Source organism: Rhizobium sp. BK377, assembly GCF_014193935.1.
Lineage (GTDB): Bacteria > Pseudomonadota > Alphaproteobacteria > Rhizobiales > Rhizobiaceae > Rhizobium.
Genome location: NZ_JACIAC010000003.1, coordinates 535,198 through 552,545 on the forward strand (window position 1 = coordinate 535,198; position 17,348 = coordinate 552,545).

Here is a 17,348-nt window from a genome sequence, read left to right on the forward strand (position 1 = left end):
CCTGCGTCCGAACTCCTAGCCTTGAAAGGATCCGAACTGTCGACCACGTCGCGGCGCGTGGCATAAGGTATTCAAAGAACTTCCGGGCGGTTTGTTGCCTGTTGCGTCTTGGCCTGAAGCGCTAAGGGATTGTGGTGGTGTCCGCGACAACAGCCGTATAGCGATTGAGTCCAATACGTTGGGAGCGTTCTATCCGCCGTTGCCCTCAATCTGAAGAATGCGTTGTTTGCCGGTTGCGATGGAGGCGCAGAGCATTGGCAACTGTCGCCAGTCAGTCGATAACAGATTTACTTCGCGTACAGCGAGCGTGATCGCTCGAGATGCTTGAGGAGCGCCGTCTCGGATCCGTCGACGTCGTTGGCTTCGAGGCGGTCAACGATTTCGTCGTGTTCGGCCAGCGTGAACTTTTCCTTACCGGTCCAAATCAGCATTTCGGTGTGGTATTCCTTCAGCCAGGCGAGCATCGCCTCGCTGACGGCGACATAGATCGGATTCCCTGAAATCTGGGCGATGCGGGTGTGGAATTCCATGTCGGCATTGATGAACTCTTCGGCGCGTCCGAGCGAGGCGCGCTGGCGCTCGATGATGGCCCTGAGATCGCCGATATCGCTTGCGGATGCGCGCTGGGCTGCCTCGCGGGCCATGCCGCGCTCGAAGAAGATGCGGGCGCTCTTCAGATGTTCGAGCGAGTCGGCCGATTGCGACAGCATGATCTTGGCGGTGAGATCGACCTGGCGGAAGATCGATTTTGCCGTCAGCCTCAGCACCTTCGCGCGCTCGCCGTGCGAAATGCTGACGAGGCCCTTGTTGGCGAGCGACTGCATGGCCTCGCGAATGGCAGGCCGCCCGACGCCGAAGCGCTCCATCAGCACCCGCTCCGAGGGCATCTCATCGCCGGGCTGAAGCTCGCCTGAGGTGATCATCCGCTCGAGTCGATCAAACACTTCGTCGGAGAGTTTCCGGCGGACGATTTGTTCGATGGGCTGGGTCATGAGATCTCGCTGGCTCAAAATGTTTCCTCCTAACAGTTTTCCGCGCCGAGAACAAAGCTCGCGGCCGAAAATTTGCGCTGCCGAAGATTTCGCTTTTCATTAATTGGAATACTCATTATACCAGATCACGAGTTGACGCCATGGCAATTTCCATGGCGAGAGGAGCAACCGTCCGCCTCATGATGATAACCCTGACCTACCGCATCGAAACGCCCGGCAGCATCGAGGCGATGGCGGACAAAATCGCCAGCGACCAGTCAACCGGAACATTCGTGCCGGTTCCCGGCGAGACGGAAGAGCTGAAATCGCGCGTTGCCGCCCGGGTGCTGGCGATCCGTGCGCTCGAGGATGCGCGCCATCCGACCTGGCCCGAGGCATCGCCCGGCACGCTGCTCCACCGCGCCGATGTCGACATCGCCTTCCCGCTGGAGGCGATCGGCACCGATCTCTCCGCCCTGATGACGATCGCGATCGGCGGCGTCTATTCGATCAAGGGCATGACCGGCATCCGCGTCGTCGACATGAAGCTGCCCGAAGCTTTCAAGAACGCCCATCCCGGGCCGCAGTTCGGCATACCGGGCAGCCGCCGCCTCACCGGCGTCGAGGGTCGGCCGATCATCGGCACGATCGTCAAGCCGGCGCTGGGGCTGAGGCCGCACGAGACGGCGGAACTCGTCGGCGAACTGATCGAGTCGGGCGTCGACTTCATCAAAGACGACGAGAAGCTGATGAGCCCGGCCTATTCGCCGCTCAAGGAGCGCGTCGCCGCGATCATGCCGCGCATTCTCGATCACGAGCAGAAGACCGGCAAGAAGGTCATGTACGCCTTCGGCATCTCGCATGCCGATCCCGACGAGATGATGCGCAACCACGATATCGTCGCGGCGGCCGGCGGCAATTGCGCCGTCGTCAACATCAATTCGATCGGCTTCGGCGGCATGAGTTTCCTGCGCAAGCGCTCGAGCCTGGTGCTGCATGCGCATCGCAACGGCTGGGACGTGCTGACCCGCGATCCGGGCGCCGGCATGGATTTCAAGGTCTATCAGCAGTTCTGGCGGCTGCTCGGCGTCGACCAATTCCAGATCAACGGCATCCGGGTCAAATATTGGGAGCCGGACGAGAGCTTCGTCTCCTCGTTCGAGGCCGTCAGCACGCCGCTTTTCGATGCCGCCGATTGCCCGCTTCCGGTCGCGGGCTCCGGCCAGTGGGGCGGGCAGGCGCCGGAGACCTATCAGCGCACCGGCCGCACCGTCGATCTTCTCTATCTCTGCGGCGGCGGCATCGTCAGCCATCCCGGCGGACCTGCGGCCGGTGTGCGCGCCGTGCAGCAGGCCTGGCAGGCGGCGGTCGCCGGCATACCGCTGGAGGTCTACGCCAAGGATCATCCGGAGCTTGCTGCCTCGATTGCGAAATTCAGCGACGGCAAGGGCACGTGACGGCGATGGATGGACTTCTCGTCAGCTATTACGGGGATGATTTCACCGGTTCCACCGACGTCATGGAGGCGCTCGCCTCGAACGGCGTCGAGACCGTGCTCTTCCTCGACATCCCAAAGCCGGAGCTGCTTTTGCGTTTCGGCCATTGCCGCGCGATCGGCATTGCCGGAACGAGCCGCAGCGAAACGCCGGCATGGATGGACGAGCATCTTGCACCGGCCTTCCAATGGCTGAAATCGCTCGGCGCTGCCATCTGCCATTACAAGGTCTGCTCTACCTTCGATTCCAGCCCCGGCATCGGCAATATCGGCAAGGCGATCGAGATCGGCCGCACGGGTTTCGGGCAATCCATCGTGCCCGTCATCGTCGGCGCGCCGCAATTGAAGCGCTATACCGCTTTCGGCAATCTTTTCGCCGCCTATCAGGGCCGCGTCTTCCGCATAGACCGCCATCCGGTGATGAGCCGCCATCCCGTCACGCCGATGGATGAGGCGGATCTTGCGCTGCACCTGTCGAAGCAGACCTCGCTTCCCGTGCTGCTTGCCGATCTCGTCGTAATCACCGCGGCCGATGCCGACCGGCAGATCGACGAGCTGGCGTCGCATCCGGACGGCATTCTGCTTCTCGACGTCGATTCCGAGGCAACACAGGCGGCAGCCGGGCGACAGATGCTGCGTGTCGCCGCCCGCTCGGGAGGCTTCGTCGCCGGCTCCTCGGGGGTCGAATACGCCCTGCTCAGCGCCTGGCGGCAGGCCGACGTGATCGGCCAGAACGGCGCGGAATTTCCCGATATCGGCGCGGTCGATCGCCTCGCGGTCGTCTCCGGCAGCGTCTCGCCGACGACCGAGCGCCAGATCCGCACGGCCGTCGAAAACGGTTTCGAGAGCATCGCGCTCGATCCGCTCGCGCTGGTCTCGAATGGCGAAGCTGCGGTGGATGCGGCGGTGCAGGCGGGCATCGGCAAGCTGAAGGAAGGCCGGAGCGTCATTCTTTACACCGCGCTCGGCCCATCCGCCGACCGCGGCGCCGATATCGACCGGCATCCCGGCGCCCGCCACCAGCTCGGCAGCGCGCTCGGCACGATCCTGCGCAGGCTGATCGAGCAGGAAGCACTGCCGCGCGCAGTCGTCGCCGGCGGCGACACGTCGAGCCACGCGCTGCGGCAATTGAAGATCGACGCGCTGACGACGCTGCTGCCGCTGCCCCAGACGCCGGGCTCGCCGCTCTGCCTGGCGCATGGCGATTATGTGCCGACCAACGGCCTGCAAATCGCGCTGAAGGGCGGGCAGGTCGGCACGGACGGCTATTTCGCGCAGATCCGCGACGGGAGGAAGAACTGAGATGGTCGTCTGGGTCGGCACCAGCTTCAAGATGAACAAGACGCTTGAGGAAGCGCTCGCCTTCGCGCGCCGCCTCGCCGATGCGGATCTTGAACGCGATCCCCGCGTGCAGCGCTTCATCATCCCCTCCTTCCCGGCGGTGCGCGAGGTCAAGCGCGTGCTTTCCGAGACCTCGGTGAAGGTCGGGGCGCAGAACATGCATTGGGAGGATGCCGGCGCCTGGACCGGCGAGGTTTCTCCGCTGATGCTGAAGGATTGCCGGCTCGATCTCGTCGAGCTCGGCCATTCCGAACGGCGTGAACATTTCGGCGAGACCGACGAAACCGTCGGCCTCAAGGTTGCCGCCGCGATCCGCCACGGCCTGACGCCGCTGATCTGCATCGGCGAGACCCTGCAGGAGCGCAACGAGGGCCGGGCCGACGCCGTGCTGCGGCGGCAGGTCGAGGCCGCCCTGCGGCGCGTCGACACGGCGGCCGGCGAGGCTCCGATCCTGCTTGCCTACGAGCCGGTCTGGGCGATCGGCGTCAACGGCATTCCGGCGACGGCCGATTATGCCTCGCAGCGGCACGGCAAGATCGCCGAAGTGGCGAAATCCATTCTCGGCCGCCCGGTGCCTGTTCTCTACGGCGGCAGCGTCAATCCCGGCAATTGCGCGGAGCTGATCGGCCAACCTGATATCGACGGCCTGTTCATCGGCCGCTCCGCCTGGTCCGTCGAAGGCTATCTCGACATTCTCGCCCGCGTCAGCGCGGCGATCGACCGCTCATCTCCACGCCAGACGGCGAGTGAAAGGAAACTGCCATGAAGATCGCAATTGGCGCCGACAGCGCCGGCAAACCGCTCCTGGATGTCATTGCCGCCCATCTCGCCGGCAAGGCGGACGTCGAGGTGCACGATCTCAGCCAATCCGGCTTCTATGCCGATCTCTCCCAGCGCCTGGCGCAGACGATCGTCGATGGCGAGCATGAGCGCGGCATTCTGTTCTGCGGCACCGGCATCGGCGTGTGCATCTCCGCCAACAAGGTGCCGGGCATCCGCGCCGCCCTCACCCACGACACCTATTCGGCCGAACGCGCGGCGAAATCCAACAACGCCCAGATCATCACCATGGGCGCGCGCGTCATCGGGCCGGAACTGGCGAAATCGATCGTCGACGTCTGGCTCGCCTCCGAATTCGACCCCGATGGCCCGTCGGCCGGCAACGTGCAGGCGATTGACCGGCTCGATGCGGAAAAACATGGGGCCTAAGCGCCTAAGTAATGATATGGTGATTGACTCATCATACCAGTATATGATCCTATCCAGAACTGAAAAGGTGAGGAAAACATGACCAAGATTGCTCTCTTCGGCGCCGGCGGCAAAATGGGATACCGGCTTGCCAAAAATCTCAAGGGCTCGCGCTTCGAAGTGCGCCATGTCGAGGTGAGCGATGCCGGCAAGGCCCGCCTGAAGAACGATCTTGGCCTCGATTGCGTGCCTGTCGATGCCGCGCTCGACGGCGCCGACGTCGTCATTCTCGCCGTGCCGGATACGGCGATCGGTAAGGTCGCGGCCGGCATCGTCGACAAGCTCGCTCCCGGCACCATGGTGGTGGCGCTCGATGCCGCGGCGCCCTTCGCCGGCCATCTGCCGAAGCGCGACGACCTCACCTATTTCGTCACCCATCCCTGCCATCCGCCGATCTTCAACGACGAGACGGACATGCAGGCCAAGAAGGATCATTTCGGCGGCCTTTTTGCCAAGCAGCACATCGTCTCGGCGCTGATGCAGGGTCCCGACAGCGCTTATGCGCTCGGCGAGGAAATCGCCAAGGTCATCTGGGCGCCGGTCATGCGTTCGCACCGGGTGACGGTCGATCAGCTCGCCATGCTCGAACCCGGCCTTTCCGAAACCGTCTGCGCCTCGCTGCTCGTCATCATGCGCCAGGCGATGGACGAATGCGTGGCCCGCGGCGTGCCGGCCGAAGCGGCCCGCGATTTCCTGCTCGGCCACATGAACGTGCTCGGCGCGGTAATCTTCAAGGAGGTCGACGGCGTCTTCTCGGATGCCTGCAACAAGGCGATCGAGTTCGGCATCCCGGCGCTGATGCGCGACGACTGGAAGAAAGTTTTCGAACCGCAGGAGATCGCCGAAAGCATCCGGCGCATCACCTGAACCGGCCCCGGGGGAGGCAAGCCCTCCCCCTGCGACCGCTCCGGAGACGGGGCACCGCTCCGGGGAGACGGAGCGTCATTCACAACAGGGAGGAAAGAATGAAACTGACACGCAGACTGACACTCGCAGCCTTCGCCAGCGCGCTGGCGCTCGGCACGGCCATGCCGGCCTTCGCGGCCGATCTCATCGCCATCATCACCCCGGCGCACGACAACCCGTTCTTCAAGGCCGAAGCCGTCGGCGCCGAAGCCAAGGCGAAGGAGCTCGGCTACGAGACGCTCGTCATGACCCATGACGACGACGCCAACAAGCAGTCGGAAATGATCGATACGGCGATCGGGCGCGGCGCCAAGGCGATCATTCTCGACAATGCGGGCGCGGACGCTTCCGTCGCTGCCGTCAAGAAGGCCAAGGATGCCGGCATCCCCTCCTTCCTGATCGACCGCGAAATCAACGCGACCGGCGTCGCCGTCGCCCAGATCGTCTCGAACAACTATCAGGGTGCGCAGCTCGGCGCGCAGGAATTCGTCAAGCTGATGGGCGAGAAGGGCAACTATGTCGAGCTGGTCGGCAAGGAGTCGGATACCAATGCCGGCATCCGCTCGCAGGGCTATCACGACGTCATCGACGATTATCCCGAGCTGAAGTCGGTCGCCAAGCAATCGGCCAACTGGAGCCAGACGGAAGCCTATTCGAAGATGGAAACCATCCTTCAGGCCAATCCGGATATCAAGGGCCTCATTTCAGGCAATGACACGATGGCGATGGGCGCGATCGCGGCCCTGCAGGCCGCCGGCCGCAAGGATGTGATCGTCGTCGGCTTCGACGGTTCCAACGACGTGCGCGACTCCATCAAGTCGGGCGGCATCAAGGCGACCGTGCTGCAGCCCGCCTATGCGCAGGCGCAGCTCGCCGTGGAGCAGGCCGACGCCTACATCAAGAACAAGACGACGCCGAAGGAAGAGAAGCAGCTGATGGACTGCGTTCTCATCAATGCCGACAATGCCGGCAAGCTCGAAACCTTCGCCCTGACGAACTGATCAGCCCCAATTGCGGAGGGTGCAATGTTGCGCCCTCCGCAATGCATTTTGCGAGACGCCGAGGTTCACCCGCATGTTGAGAATGAAGGGCGCATTGCTGGCTGCCGTCGTGGCGGCGGCCCTGCCCGGTTGCAAGATCATCAAGACGCCGACCGCGGAGGAGAAGGCGGCGGCAGCGGCCAAGACCGCTTTCGATCCGAATGCCAAGGTCGAAGCGATCTGGCAGCCTCAGGTCGTGCCCTATTTCGAAAAGCGCGCCGGCGAGCTGAAGGACGTCATGCAGCTCGTTGCGACGAGCCCCGATGCCGCGGGCGAAAAATACGGCAATCCGCGCAAGCAGAGCAGCTCGCCCTGGACCTATGCGGTGAAGATCACCGGCACGGTCGTCGCGGCTGACACCGCCTCGCGGGCGGCGACGCTCGATGTCGATGCCGATGGCGACGGCAAGGCCGATGCGAAGGTGCAGATCGGCCCGGCGCTGCGCGGCACCGCACTTCGCGACACGCTCGATTTCGTCAATTTCAACGAGTTCAAGAACCAGATCGAATGGGCGCAGTTCGGCAAGGCGTTCAACGAGAAGGCCAATACCGCCTTCCTCTCCGCCGTCCCGCGCGACGGTCTCACCGGCAAGGTGGTGACGGTGATCGGAGCCTTCCCGCTGCCGAGAACCGGCGAGCTGCCGCTCGTCACACCTTCGGAATTGAAGGTGGGATCATGACGGCGCCGGACGCACATCAGGATGACATCATCCTCCGTCTCGACGACGTGTCCAAGGTCTATTCCGGCATCGTCGCCGTCAAGCGCGCCAATCTCGAGCTGCGCCGCGGCGCGGTGAATGTTCTGGTCGGCGAAAACGGCGCCGGCAAATCGACGCTGATGAAGATCATCGCCGGCGTCGAGCGCCCGACGCTCGGCCGCATCATCCTGGACGGCAAGCCCGTTTCCTTCGACAGCCCGGCCGACGCGCAGGCGAACGGCATCGGCATGATCTTCCAGGAGCTCAATCTCTTCGCCAACATGTCGGTCGCCGAAAACATCTTCACCAGGCGCGAAATCACCCGCGGCCTGCTCGGCATCGATCACAAGGCGCAGGTCGAAAAGGCCAATGAATTCCTGCGGCGCCTCGATGCCGGCATCGAGGCCGATACGATGGTCGAGGATCTGCCGATCGGCCAGCAGCAGCTGGTCGAGATCGCCAAGGCGATGTCGCTTAATGCCCGCATCCTGATCATGGACGAGCCGACCTCGGCGCTGTCGGCGGCTGAAGTCGAGATCCTGTTCAAGGTGATCGCCGAGCTGAAGGCGCAGGGCGTGGCGATCGTCTATATCTCGCACCGGCTGGAAGAGCTGATGCGGATCGGCGACTACATCACCGTGCTGCGCGACGGCCAGATCACCGGCCATGCCATGGTGCGCGATATCGACACGCGCTGGATCGTGCGCTCGATGATCGGCTCGGACGCCAAGGATTTCGCCAAATCCGTCACCCATTCCGTCGGCGAGGAAGTCTTCCGCGCCGAAAACATCAGCCTTCCCCGGCCGACCGGCGGGCTTGCGGTCAACGACGTCTCCCTATCGGTCAGAGCGGGCGAGATCCTCGGCATCTATGGCCTGATGGGCGCCGGGCGCAGCGAGTTCTTCGAATGCGTGATCGGGCGGCACACGCATTCGACCGGCAAGATCTTCATCGACGGCAGGCAAGTGCGCGCCCGCGACACCACGCGGCGCATCCGCCGCGGTCTTGCGCTGATCCCTGAGGACCGGCAGCGCGAGGGGCTGGTGCAGGTGCTCTCCATCGCCTCCAACCTGACGCTCGCAAGCCTGTCGCGCTTCACCAGGCTCTTCCATATCGACAGCGGCGCGGAGAAGAACGCCATTCAGGAGGCGATCCGCGATCTCTCCATCAAGGCGCCGAACCCGGATTTCGAGGTCACCTCCATGTCCGGCGGCAACCAGCAGAAGGTCGTCATCGGTAAGGCGCTGATGACCAATCCAAAGGTGCTGCTGATGGACGAGCCGAGCCGCGGCATCGATGTCGGCGCCAAGGCCGACGTCTTCCGCACCATGCGCCGGCTGGCGGCAAACGGCCTCGCCATCCTGTTTTCGACCTCCGACCTCGAAGAGGTCATGGCGCTATCCGACCGCATCGCGGTCTTGAGCAACGGCCAGCTCGTCGCCGTCTTCGATCGGGACGAGGCGACGGAAGACGCCATTATCGCGGCTTCGGCCAAGGGACACGGACATCAAGGGAAACTCGCGTCATGATGGCGGCTACCTCAACTCTTGCGCCGAAGGGCGCCAACGGCTCTGCGCTGCTGACGCTGATGAAGCTCAGGACCTTCATCGCGCTCTTCGCCGTCATCATCTTCTTTGCGATCTTCGCGCCGAACTTCACCTCGACGGCGAACATGATCCTGATGTCGAAGCATGTGGCGCTGAACGCGTTCCTCGCCATGGGCATGACCTTCGTCATCATCACCGGCGGCATCGACCTCTCGGTCGGCTCGATCGTCGGGCTCTGCGGCATGGTCGCCGGCGGGCTGATCCTCTACGGCATCGAGCTGCCGATCGGCTACACCATCTATTTCAACCTTTTCGAGATCGTGCTGATCACGCTGTCGATCGGCCTCGTCATCGGCCTGATCAACGGTCTCCTGATCACCAAGCTCAACGTCGCGCCCTTCATCGCCACGCTCGGCACGCTCTACATCGCCCGCGGCCTGGCGCTGCTGTCGTCTGATGGCCAGACTTTTCCGAACCTCGTCGGTCGGCCGGAATATGCCACCACCGGCTTCGACTTCTTCGGCGCCGGCCGTATTCTCGGCCTGCCGGTGTCGATCTGGATCCTGATCGTGCTGGCGCTCGCGGCCGCCTATGTCGCGCGTTCGACGCCAATCGGCCGCCACATCTTCGCCGTCGGCGGCAATGAACGGGCGGCGCGCATGTCCGGCATACGCGTCGATGTCGTGAAGATCTTCGTCTACATGTTCTCCGGCCTTTGCGCGGCGATCGTCGGCGTCGTCATCTCCTCGGAGCTGATGGCCGCCCATCCGGCGACCGGCGAAAGCTTCGAACTCAATGCGATCGCCGCAGCCGTGCTCGGCGGAACCTCGATGTCGGGCGGGCGCGGCACGATCGGCGGCACGATCATCGGCGCCTTCGTCATCGGCATCCTCTCCGACGGTCTTGTCATGATGGGCGTCTCCTCCTTCTGGCAGATGGTCATCAAGGGCCTCGTCATCATCATAGCCGTGGTCGTCGACCAGGCGCAGCGCCGCCTGCAGCAGCGCGTCACCCTCATGCAGATGGCAAAGGCAGGTTGACATGACCGAATTGAAAGGCGCGTTGATCGGCTGCGGCTTCTTTGCGATCAACCAGATGCATGCCTGGAACGATGTCGACGGTGCCGGCATCGTCGCGATCTGCGACCGCGATCCCGAGCGGCTGAAGCTCGTCGGCGACCAGTTCGGCATCGAGCGGCGCTATAGGGATGCCGAGGCGATGTTTGCCGATGGCGGCTTCGATTTCGTCGATATCGCCACGACAGTCCAAAGCCACCGCGCACTGGTGGAAATGGCTGCGAGGAATAAGATCCCCGCCATCTGCCAGAAGCCTTTCGCCAAGACGCTGGCGGATGCCAAGGCGATGGTCGAAGCCTGCCGCGCTGCCGGCGTGGAGCTGATGGTGCACGAGAACTTCCGCTGGCAGACTCCGATCCAGGCGGTGCGCAAGGCGCTCGATGCCGGCGCCATCGGCACACCCTTCTGGGGCCGCTTCTCCTTCCGCTCGGGCTACGACGTCTTTTCCGGCCAGCCCTATCTCGCCGAAAGCGAGCGTTTCATCATCGAAGATCTCGGCATCCATACGCTAGATATCGCCCGCTATATCCTCGGCGACGTCAGCGCGCTGACCGCCCGCACCAAGCGAGTCAACCCCAGGATCAGGGGCGAGGATGTCGCGACCATCCTGCTCGATCACGAAAACGGCGCGACCTCCGTCGTCGACGTCAGCTACGCCACCAGGCTCTCGAAGGAGCCCTTCCCCGAGACGCTGATCGAACTCGACGGCTCCGAAGGCACGATCCGCCTCAGCCAGGGCTACGGCCTCGAGATCACCAACGACAAGGGCACGACCATCACGGATGTCTCGCCGAAGCTGCTGTCCTGGGCCTCGCGGCCCTGGCACAACATCCAGGAAAGCGTCTATGCGATTGAGCAGCATTGGGTCGATCAGCTCAGGCGCGGCGCGGAACATTCGACCTCGGGCGCCGACAATCTGAAGACCTTCGCCCTCGTCGAGGCCGCCTATGACAGCGCCGCGCGCGGCCAGACGATCGATATCAGGGCTCTGCTGCGATGACCGCCGATGCGTTCCAGCTCTTCGGCACCCGCGCTGCGGAAAGGCCGCCGGTCCGCCTGACGGCGGGAAAGCTGACGGCCGATCTCGCCGACGGCAACCTTCGTACGATCCGTTACGACGGTGTCGAGGTGCTGCGGGCGATTTCCTACCTCGTCCGCGACCGGGACTGGGGCACCTACAGCCCTGAGATCACAGACCTCAGGATCGAGCAAGGCGAGGATCGTTTCGAGGTCGCCTATCTCGCCCGCTGCGAGGGGCCGGATGCGACGACGCTCTCCACAGAGGTCCGCATCACCGGATATCGCGACCGGCTCGATTTCGAGGCCGAAGCCATCTCAGGGACCGGCTTCGAAACCAATCGCTGCGGCTTCTGCATCCTCCATCCGATCGTCGGCGTCGCCGGTTCGCCGGCGGTGGTTGAACATGTCGACGGCCAGATCGCGGCGACGCGTTTTCCCAATGTCATCGAGCCGTGGCAGCCCTTCAAGGACATGCGCGCCATCACCCATCAGGTCATGCCTGATGTGAGCGCGGAATGCCGGATGGAGGGCGACACGTTCGAAATGGAGGACCAGCGCAACTGGTCGGACGCCTCCTACAAGACTTATGTCCGGCCGCTTGCCTTGCCCTGGCCTTATCAGATCGCGGCGAACCAGCCTGTCCGGCAGAAGACGTCGCTTATCATCACGGATATCAGCCGCTCCGTTGCGCCGCCAGCCGCGACGCAGAGCAACGTCATAAGGCTCGAGCTCGGTACGCGAACCGGCACCATGCCAGATATCGGCGTGATCGTGACCCCCGAGGAGGCCGAGGCGACACTGGCGGCCGGATCCCTCCTGGCGGAGATCGCGCCTCGCGAGCTTCTCTTCCATTTCGACCCCGACGCCGGGCATGGCCTCGACGCGCTGGAAAACTTTGCCGCGATCGCCGCTCTCCATCGCGGCCGCTCGACACTGGAGATCGCGCTCCCCTGCAAATCGTCGCCGGCAGGCGAGGCAGCCGAGATCGCGCGGCAGGTGCAGCAGGCGGGATTCAAGTCGGATGCGATCCTGATCTCGCCCTCCGTCGACCGGCAATCGACGCCGCCCGGCAGCAAATGGCCGGACTGCCCTCCCCTCGAAGAGGTCTATGCCGCGGCCCGCGCCGCCTTCCCCGACATCCGCATCGGCGGCGGTATGCTCAGCTATTTCACCGAGCTCAACCGCAAGCGCGTGCCGGCGGACGAGATCGATTTCGTCAGCCATTGCACCAATCCGATCGTGCACGCAGCTGACGATCTCAGCGTCATGCAGACCCTGGAAGCGCTGCCGTTCATCACGCGCTCCGTCCGCGCGATCTACGGCGACAAGCCCTATCGCATCGGCCCCTCGACGATCCCGATGCGGCAGAACCCCTATGGCAGCCGCACGATGGACAATCCGTCCGGCGGGCGCATTCCGATGGCCAACCGCGACCCCCGCCACAACGGCCGTTTCGCCGAGGCCTTCGCGTTCGGCTATGCGATCCGGGTGCTGGAGGCAGGTCTCGAATGCCTGACGCTTTCGGCGCTGACCGGTCCTTTCGGCCTGATCGCCGGTCCCGATGAACCGGTCGAGCAAGGCGGGCGGCGGCCGCTCTTCAACACGGTGCGGACCTTGTCGGCCTTGGCGGAAGCATCTTGGCAGGAATGCCTCTCGTCTTCGCCCTCAGAAGTTCTGTCGTTCGTGGCGGGGGATGCCGCAGGCGCCAGGCTCTACGTGGTCAATCTCACGGGAGAAGAACAAAGGGTCGGCGGCAGCGCATTGGCCGAAGAGGTGCGGCTCGGGCCTTTCGCGACGGTCGCCTTGCCGCTAGAACAGGATGATTTTAGGCCCGGTTGGCCTAAAATCTGAATCCCGTTCTAAATTAAAGAGTTAGAGCACGATGTCGTCCGAAAGCCGCTCACACTTTTCGGCATCGCGCTCTAGCGGATTGACCTCCGGCCCGCCCGCCGCATCTATTCAGTCGGAGCTCGTTCTGGGAGGATCGGCGTGAAGACGAAGAAGCTTATCAATGCAGGCGCGGATGCCGTCGATGAGATGCTGCAAGGCGTTCTCGCCGCGCATCCCGAGCACCTCTATGCCGTGGACAGCGTGCCGCGCGCCATCATTGCCCGACACGGCCCGCGCAAGGGCAAGGTCGGGCTGGTGATCGGCGGCGGCTCCGGGCACGAACCGACCTTCCTCGGCTATGTCGGCAAGGGGCTCGCCGATGCCGCCGCGATCGGCAACGTCTTCGCCTCGCCGCCGCCCGATCCGATTACGGCCTGCGCCAAGGCCGTCGATGGCGGCGTCGGCGTGCTCTTCATGTACGGCAATTATGCCGGCGACGTGATGAATTTCGACATGGCCGCGGAAATGCTGGCGCTCGACGACATCGCGGTGCGCACCGTGCTCACCACCGACGATGTTGCGTCCGCGCCAGCCGATCAAAAGGACAGGCGGCGCGGGGTCGCGGGCAATGTCCTTATCTTCAAGGCCGCCGGTGCTGCCTGCGATCTTCTCTATTCCTTCGACGAAGTCGAGCGCGCCGCCCGCCACGCCAATGCGCGAACCTATACGATGGGTGTTGCGCTCTCGCCCTGCTCGCTGCCCCAGACCTTGAAGGCGAACTTCCAGATCGGCGAGGAGGAGATGGAGATCGGCATGGGCATTCATGGCGAGCCGGGCGTGGCGCGCGGGCCGCTGAAGACGGCCGACGCGGTGACCGACGAACTGATGGACAATCTTCTCCAGGAGATGAAGGCCGAGCGCGGCGACCGCGTCGCCGTCCTCGTCAATTCGCTCGGCTCGACGCCGATGATGGAACTCTACATCATGATGCGGCGCGTCAAGGCACGGCTCGACGAGGCCGGGCTCGTCATCCATACCTCGCTCGTCGGCAATTACTGCACCTCGCTCGAAATGGCGGGCGCCTCGGTCACGCTCATGCATCTCGACGACGAGCTTCAGCGGCTGATCGACCATCCCTGCGATTGCGCCATGTTCAGGAGGTGATCGATTGTGATCACGACCAAAGACCTGCAGCATCTCTTTGCCCTGATCGCCGTCGATATCGCGGCGCATCGCGACCATCTCTGCGAGCTGGACGGCGCGATCGGCGACGGCGATCACGGCCTTGCCATGGATGCCGGCTGTGAGGCCGCGGCCAAGGCGGTCGCAGCACTCGACCCCGCGCAGGCCGCGCCGACGGCCGTCTTCAACGCGGCGGCAAAGGCATTCCTGAATGCGGTCGGCGCATCCTCCGGCCCGCTCTATGCGACGGCTTTCATGCGCGCCGCCGCCGCCGTCAAGGACAGGCCGGACCTCGGCGACGAGGAGTTTATGCGCGCTTTCGCGGCGATGGCGCAAGGCATTCAGGAGCGCGGCAAGGCCGAGCCCGGCGAAAAGACCATGGTCGATGCCTGGAGGCCCGCGGCCGATGCGGCGTCTGATGCCTGGGCATCGGGAGCTTCCCTCCTCGAATGTCTCGATCTGGCCGAGCGGGCGGCGCGCCGGGGCTGCGAAGCAACCCGGGATATGACGGCGGCCAAGGGGCGGGCGTCGCGGCTTGGCGAACGGGTGATCGGTCATATCGATCCCGGCGCGGCGTCGGCCGCGATCCTCATTGCCTCCATCGCGAAATTTGCACAGCATCGTGATGGTTAGCTCATCATACCAGTTGACATGTAAATGATCATCTGCGACAAGGGGCCGGCTTATCAAGAGGAGGACGGTAATGCTGACCCTATCCGCGAAATTGAAGACGGCGAGCATCGTCGCGATCGCCATGGCGTCTTTCGCCGCGACGCCGGTTCTTGCCGAAGACATCACGCTCTGGACCCTCAACTTCGACAACAATGCCGCCAATACGGCCTTGAAAAAGGTGGCATCCGATTTCGAAGCGGCGAACCCGGGCACGCATGTCGAGATCGTTCCGCGCGCCGTCGACGAGCACAAGACGGCGCTGCGCGTCGCGGCCGGCTCCGACAAGGGCCCGGACATCTATTTCAGCTGGGCGGGCCTCGGCCTGGGCGGCGAATATGTGAAGGCCGGCCTCTCCCTGCCTCTCGACAAGTATTACACCGAATATAAGTGGACCGACGAATTGCTGCCGTCCGCAGCCGCCTTCGCCGATCTCTATCCCGGCGGCAAGCACGGCGTTCCCTTCACCTTCAAGGGCGAAGCCGTCTATTACAACAAAAAGCTTTTCGAGCAGGCCGGCATCACCGAAGAGCCGAAGACCTATGACGAGCTTCTCGCCGCCGCCGAGAAGCTGAAGGCCGCGGGCATTCCCGCTTTCACCTTCGGCGGCACGGTCAACTGGCATGTCATGCGCCTGATGGACGTGATCCTCGAAACTAAGTGCGGCGCCGAGAAGCACGACGCGCTGAAGGCGATGACGCTGGACTGGACCAAGGAGCCCTGCGCGACGGACGCCTTCGGCGAATTCGCCAAGTGGACCAAGAACTACACGCTGCAGCCCTTCATGGGCATCGACAACAAGCAGTCCTACAGCCTCTTTACCGCGGGCCGCGCGGCGATGATGCTCGAAGGCGACTGGCTGGTCAGCCAACTCAACGGTTCCGGCGCCAATCTCGACGATTACGGCATCTTCCCCTTCCCGACCAATACCGACCGTCTCTATGGCTTTGCCGAGTACAATTACATCAGCACCAAGAGCAAGAATCCCGACATCGCCGCCAAGTTCCTCGACTATTTCCTGTCGACGAAGGTGCAGCAGGATCTGCTCGGCCAGCTGAGCTCGACCTCCGTCAACAAGAACGTCCAATATGCCAACCAGAAGCCGCTCGAGGCGGAATGGCTGGGCATCTTCCAGAAATACGGCAAGGTCTACATGAACGGTGACCAAGCCTTCCCGCTCGATGTCACGACGGAATATTTCCGCGTCATCAACGATGTCGCCTCCGGCAACACCGAGCCGGCCGAGGCGGCCAAGCAGCTGCAGACCTTCATCGCCAGCAGAACCTGATTCCTCCAAAGCGCCAGCCGATCGACCCACGCGTTGATCGGCTGGCACCTTCTTTCGCGAGCCGGCTGCAAAGGCCCTGCCAGGAGGAAAGCATGTCACTTCGACAATCGACACATGATCCGCGCATGCAGGCTGCGATCCTGCTGGTGCCGGCGCTGGCGATCTACGCGGTCTTCGCGCTCTACCCGATGCTCAACGTCGTCATCCTGAGCTTCCAGAAGTGGAACGGGCTCGATACCAACCGGCAGTTCGTGGGTATGGCCAATTATTCGGCGATCTTCACCCGCGATCCTGTCTTCTGGGTCGCCTTCCGCAACACGGTGATCTGGACGCTGATGAGCCTGATCTTCCCGCCGCTGGTCGGCCTGTTGCTGGCGCTCAGCCTCAACCAGAAGATCTTCGGCCGCAACGGGTTGCGGGCGATCTTCTATCTTCCCGTCATCATCGCGCCGATCGCCGTCGCCACCATGTGGAAGTGGATGTACGATCCCTTCTTCGGCCTGTTCGCCCAGCTGCTGACCTCCTGGGGCATGCAGGGCTGGATCAAGGACTGGCTCGGCAACAAGGATATCGCGCTCTATTCCGTCTTCGTCGCCTATCTCTGGCAGACGGTCGGCTTCTCCATGGTGCTCTTCCTCGCCGGCCTGCAGAACGTCTCGCAGACGCTGGTCGAGGCGGCGCGCATCGACGGCGCCGGCCGCTGGGCCGTGTTCAAGCATGTGACGCTGCCGGCGCTGCGCCCGACGATCACCATCGTTCTCGTTCTTTCCATCATCTCGTCGCTGAAGGCCTTCGACATCGTCTATGGCCTGACCGGCGGTGGCCCGGCCCAATCCACCCAGATGCTGGCGCTCTGGGCCTTCACCCAGGCCATGCAGATCTTCGATTTCGGCCGAGGTGCGGCTATCTCCGTCGTCCTGCTGCTGATCACCATGGCCGTCGTCATTCCCTATTTGAGATGGACCCAGAGGCATGAGGAGGTCGAATCGTGACAGTAGTGCCGAGCGATACCGCCGCCGTGGATCTCGACGTCCAGCC

At 63.6% G+C, this 17,348-nt stretch carries 16 protein-coding genes; 15 read left to right on the plus strand and 1 reads right to left on the minus strand.

Annotated features, from left to right (window positions below; genetic code table 11):
• Positions 1-287 precede the first annotated feature (287 nt).
• Positions 288-992 (minus strand): transcriptional regulator NanR, encoded by a 705-nt coding sequence (locus FHT92_RS17080; protein WP_183827366.1) that lies wholly within the window; start codon positions 990-992, stop codon positions 288-290.
• Between the two features lie 140 nt (positions 993-1,132).
• Between FHT92_RS17080 and oiaX the strand changes: the two genes are divergently transcribed.
• From oiaX to FHT92_RS17155, 15 genes are all read left to right on the plus strand, one after another.
• The gene (oiaX, locus tag FHT92_RS17085; protein WP_183827369.1) at positions 1,133-2,428 is read left to right on the plus strand and encodes a 3-oxo-isoapionate-4-phosphate decarboxylase OiaX; all 1,296 of its coding nucleotides are present in this window, start codon (positions 1,133-1,135) and stop codon (positions 2,426-2,428) included.
• 5 nt (positions 2,429-2,433) lie between these two features.
• A complete protein-coding gene (locus FHT92_RS17090) occupies positions 2,434-3,768 on the plus strand; it encodes a four-carbon acid sugar kinase family protein (RefSeq protein ID WP_183827372.1) in 1,335 nt (444 codons plus the stop codon).
• A 1-nt stretch (position 3,769) separates the two neighbouring features.
• Positions 3,770-4,573 carry a triose-phosphate isomerase gene (locus tag FHT92_RS17095; RefSeq protein ID WP_183827374.1) on the plus strand — a complete coding sequence of 268 codons (804 nt, stop codon included), beginning with the start codon at positions 3,770-3,772 and terminating at the stop codon, positions 4,571-4,573.
• Positions 4,570-5,016 (plus strand): RpiB/LacA/LacB family sugar-phosphate isomerase, encoded by a 447-nt coding sequence (locus tag FHT92_RS17100; RefSeq protein WP_097592589.1) that lies wholly within the window; start codon positions 4,570-4,572, stop codon positions 5,014-5,016. The genes FHT92_RS17095 and FHT92_RS17100 overlap by 4 nt, the downstream gene beginning before the upstream one ends.
• Before the next feature lie 78 nt (positions 5,017-5,094).
• Positions 5,095-5,922 carry a phosphogluconate dehydrogenase C-terminal domain-containing protein gene (locus tag FHT92_RS17105; protein WP_004678736.1) on the plus strand — a complete coding sequence of 276 codons (828 nt, stop codon included), beginning with the start codon at positions 5,095-5,097 and terminating at the stop codon, positions 5,920-5,922.
• A gap of 98 nt (positions 5,923-6,020) precedes the next feature.
• Positions 6,021-6,962: a D-ribose ABC transporter substrate-binding protein gene (locus FHT92_RS17110; RefSeq protein ID WP_183827377.1), complete on the plus strand. Its 942-nt coding sequence runs from the start codon at positions 6,021-6,023 to the stop codon at positions 6,960-6,962.
• 73 nt (positions 6,963-7,035) lie between these two features.
• Positions 7,036-7,680 (plus strand): DUF2291 family protein, encoded by a 645-nt coding sequence (locus FHT92_RS17115; RefSeq protein ID WP_183827380.1) that lies wholly within the window; start codon positions 7,036-7,038, stop codon positions 7,678-7,680.
• A complete protein-coding gene (locus FHT92_RS17120; protein ID WP_183827383.1) occupies positions 7,677-9,227 on the plus strand; it encodes a sugar ABC transporter ATP-binding protein in 1,551 nt (516 codons plus the stop codon). Before FHT92_RS17115 ends, FHT92_RS17120 begins: the two co-directional genes overlap by 4 nt.
• A complete protein-coding gene (locus FHT92_RS17125; RefSeq protein ID WP_085861797.1) occupies positions 9,224-10,285 on the plus strand; it encodes an ABC transporter permease in 1,062 nt (353 codons plus the stop codon). Before FHT92_RS17120 ends, FHT92_RS17125 begins: the two co-directional genes overlap by 4 nt.
• 1 nt (position 10,286) lies before the next feature.
• Complete coding sequence (locus FHT92_RS17130; protein ID WP_183827386.1) at positions 10,287-11,321, plus strand: Gfo/Idh/MocA family protein; 1,035 nt, start codon at positions 10,287-10,289, stop codon at positions 11,319-11,321.
• Positions 11,318-13,192, plus strand: a complete 1,875-nt coding sequence (locus FHT92_RS17135) for a hypothetical protein (RefSeq protein ID WP_183827389.1) — start codon at positions 11,318-11,320, stop codon at positions 13,190-13,192. Before FHT92_RS17130 ends, FHT92_RS17135 begins: the two co-directional genes overlap by 4 nt.
• Positions 13,193-13,330: 138 nt before the next feature.
• Positions 13,331-14,335, plus strand: a complete 1,005-nt coding sequence (locus FHT92_RS17140) for a dihydroxyacetone kinase subunit DhaK (RefSeq protein ID WP_183827392.1) — start codon at positions 13,331-13,333, stop codon at positions 14,333-14,335.
• A 3-nt stretch (positions 14,336-14,338) separates the two neighbouring features.
• On the plus strand, positions 14,339-14,986 hold the full coding sequence (gene dhaL / locus FHT92_RS17145) for a dihydroxyacetone kinase subunit DhaL (RefSeq protein ID WP_183827505.1): 648 nt from the start codon (positions 14,339-14,341) through the stop codon (positions 14,984-14,986).
• A gap of 70 nt (positions 14,987-15,056) precedes the next feature.
• On the plus strand, positions 15,057-16,310 hold the full coding sequence (locus tag FHT92_RS17150; RefSeq protein WP_183827394.1) for an extracellular solute-binding protein: 1,254 nt from the start codon (positions 15,057-15,059) through the stop codon (positions 16,308-16,310).
• Positions 16,311-16,402: 92 nt separating this feature from the next.
• Positions 16,403-17,302: a carbohydrate ABC transporter permease gene (locus FHT92_RS17155; protein WP_183827397.1), complete on the plus strand. Its 900-nt coding sequence runs from the start codon at positions 16,403-16,405 to the stop codon at positions 17,300-17,302.
• Positions 17,303-17,348: the final 46 nt, after the last annotated feature.

Coding starts and splice junctions, on each gene's coding strand:
- FHT92_RS17090 (WP_183827372.1), top strand. CDS start 2,434: ATGGATGGACTTCTCGTCAGCTATTACGGGGATGATTTCACCGGTTCC.
- FHT92_RS17130 (WP_183827386.1), top strand. CDS start 10,287: ATGACCGAATTGAAAGGCGCGTTGATCGGCTGCGGCTTCTTTGCGATC.
- FHT92_RS17095 (WP_183827374.1), top strand. CDS start 3,770: ATGGTCGTCTGGGTCGGCACCAGCTTCAAGATGAACAAGACGCTTGAG.
- FHT92_RS17120 (WP_183827383.1), top strand. CDS start 7,677: ATGACGGCGCCGGACGCACATCAGGATGACATCATCCTCCGTCTCGAC.
- FHT92_RS17080 (WP_183827366.1), bottom strand. CDS start 992: ATGACCCAGCCCATCGAACAAATCGTCCGCCGGAAACTCTCCGACGAA.
- FHT92_RS17150 (WP_183827394.1), top strand. CDS start 15,057: ATGCTGACCCTATCCGCGAAATTGAAGACGGCGAGCATCGTCGCGATC.
- FHT92_RS17135 (WP_183827389.1), top strand. CDS start 11,318: ATGACCGCCGATGCGTTCCAGCTCTTCGGCACCCGCGCTGCGGAAAGG.
- FHT92_RS17115 (WP_183827380.1), top strand. CDS start 7,036: ATGTTGAGAATGAAGGGCGCATTGCTGGCTGCCGTCGTGGCGGCGGCC.
- oiaX (WP_183827369.1), top strand. CDS start 1,133: ATGGCAATTTCCATGGCGAGAGGAGCAACCGTCCGCCTCATGATGATA.
- FHT92_RS17100 (WP_097592589.1), top strand. CDS start 4,570: ATGAAGATCGCAATTGGCGCCGACAGCGCCGGCAAACCGCTCCTGGAT.
- FHT92_RS17105 (WP_004678736.1), top strand. CDS start 5,095: ATGACCAAGATTGCTCTCTTCGGCGCCGGCGGCAAAATGGGATACCGG.
- FHT92_RS17110 (WP_183827377.1), top strand. CDS start 6,021: ATGAAACTGACACGCAGACTGACACTCGCAGCCTTCGCCAGCGCGCTG.
- FHT92_RS17125 (WP_085861797.1), top strand. CDS start 9,224: ATGATGGCGGCTACCTCAACTCTTGCGCCGAAGGGCGCCAACGGCTCT.
- FHT92_RS17155 (WP_183827397.1), top strand. CDS start 16,403: ATGTCACTTCGACAATCGACACATGATCCGCGCATGCAGGCTGCGATC.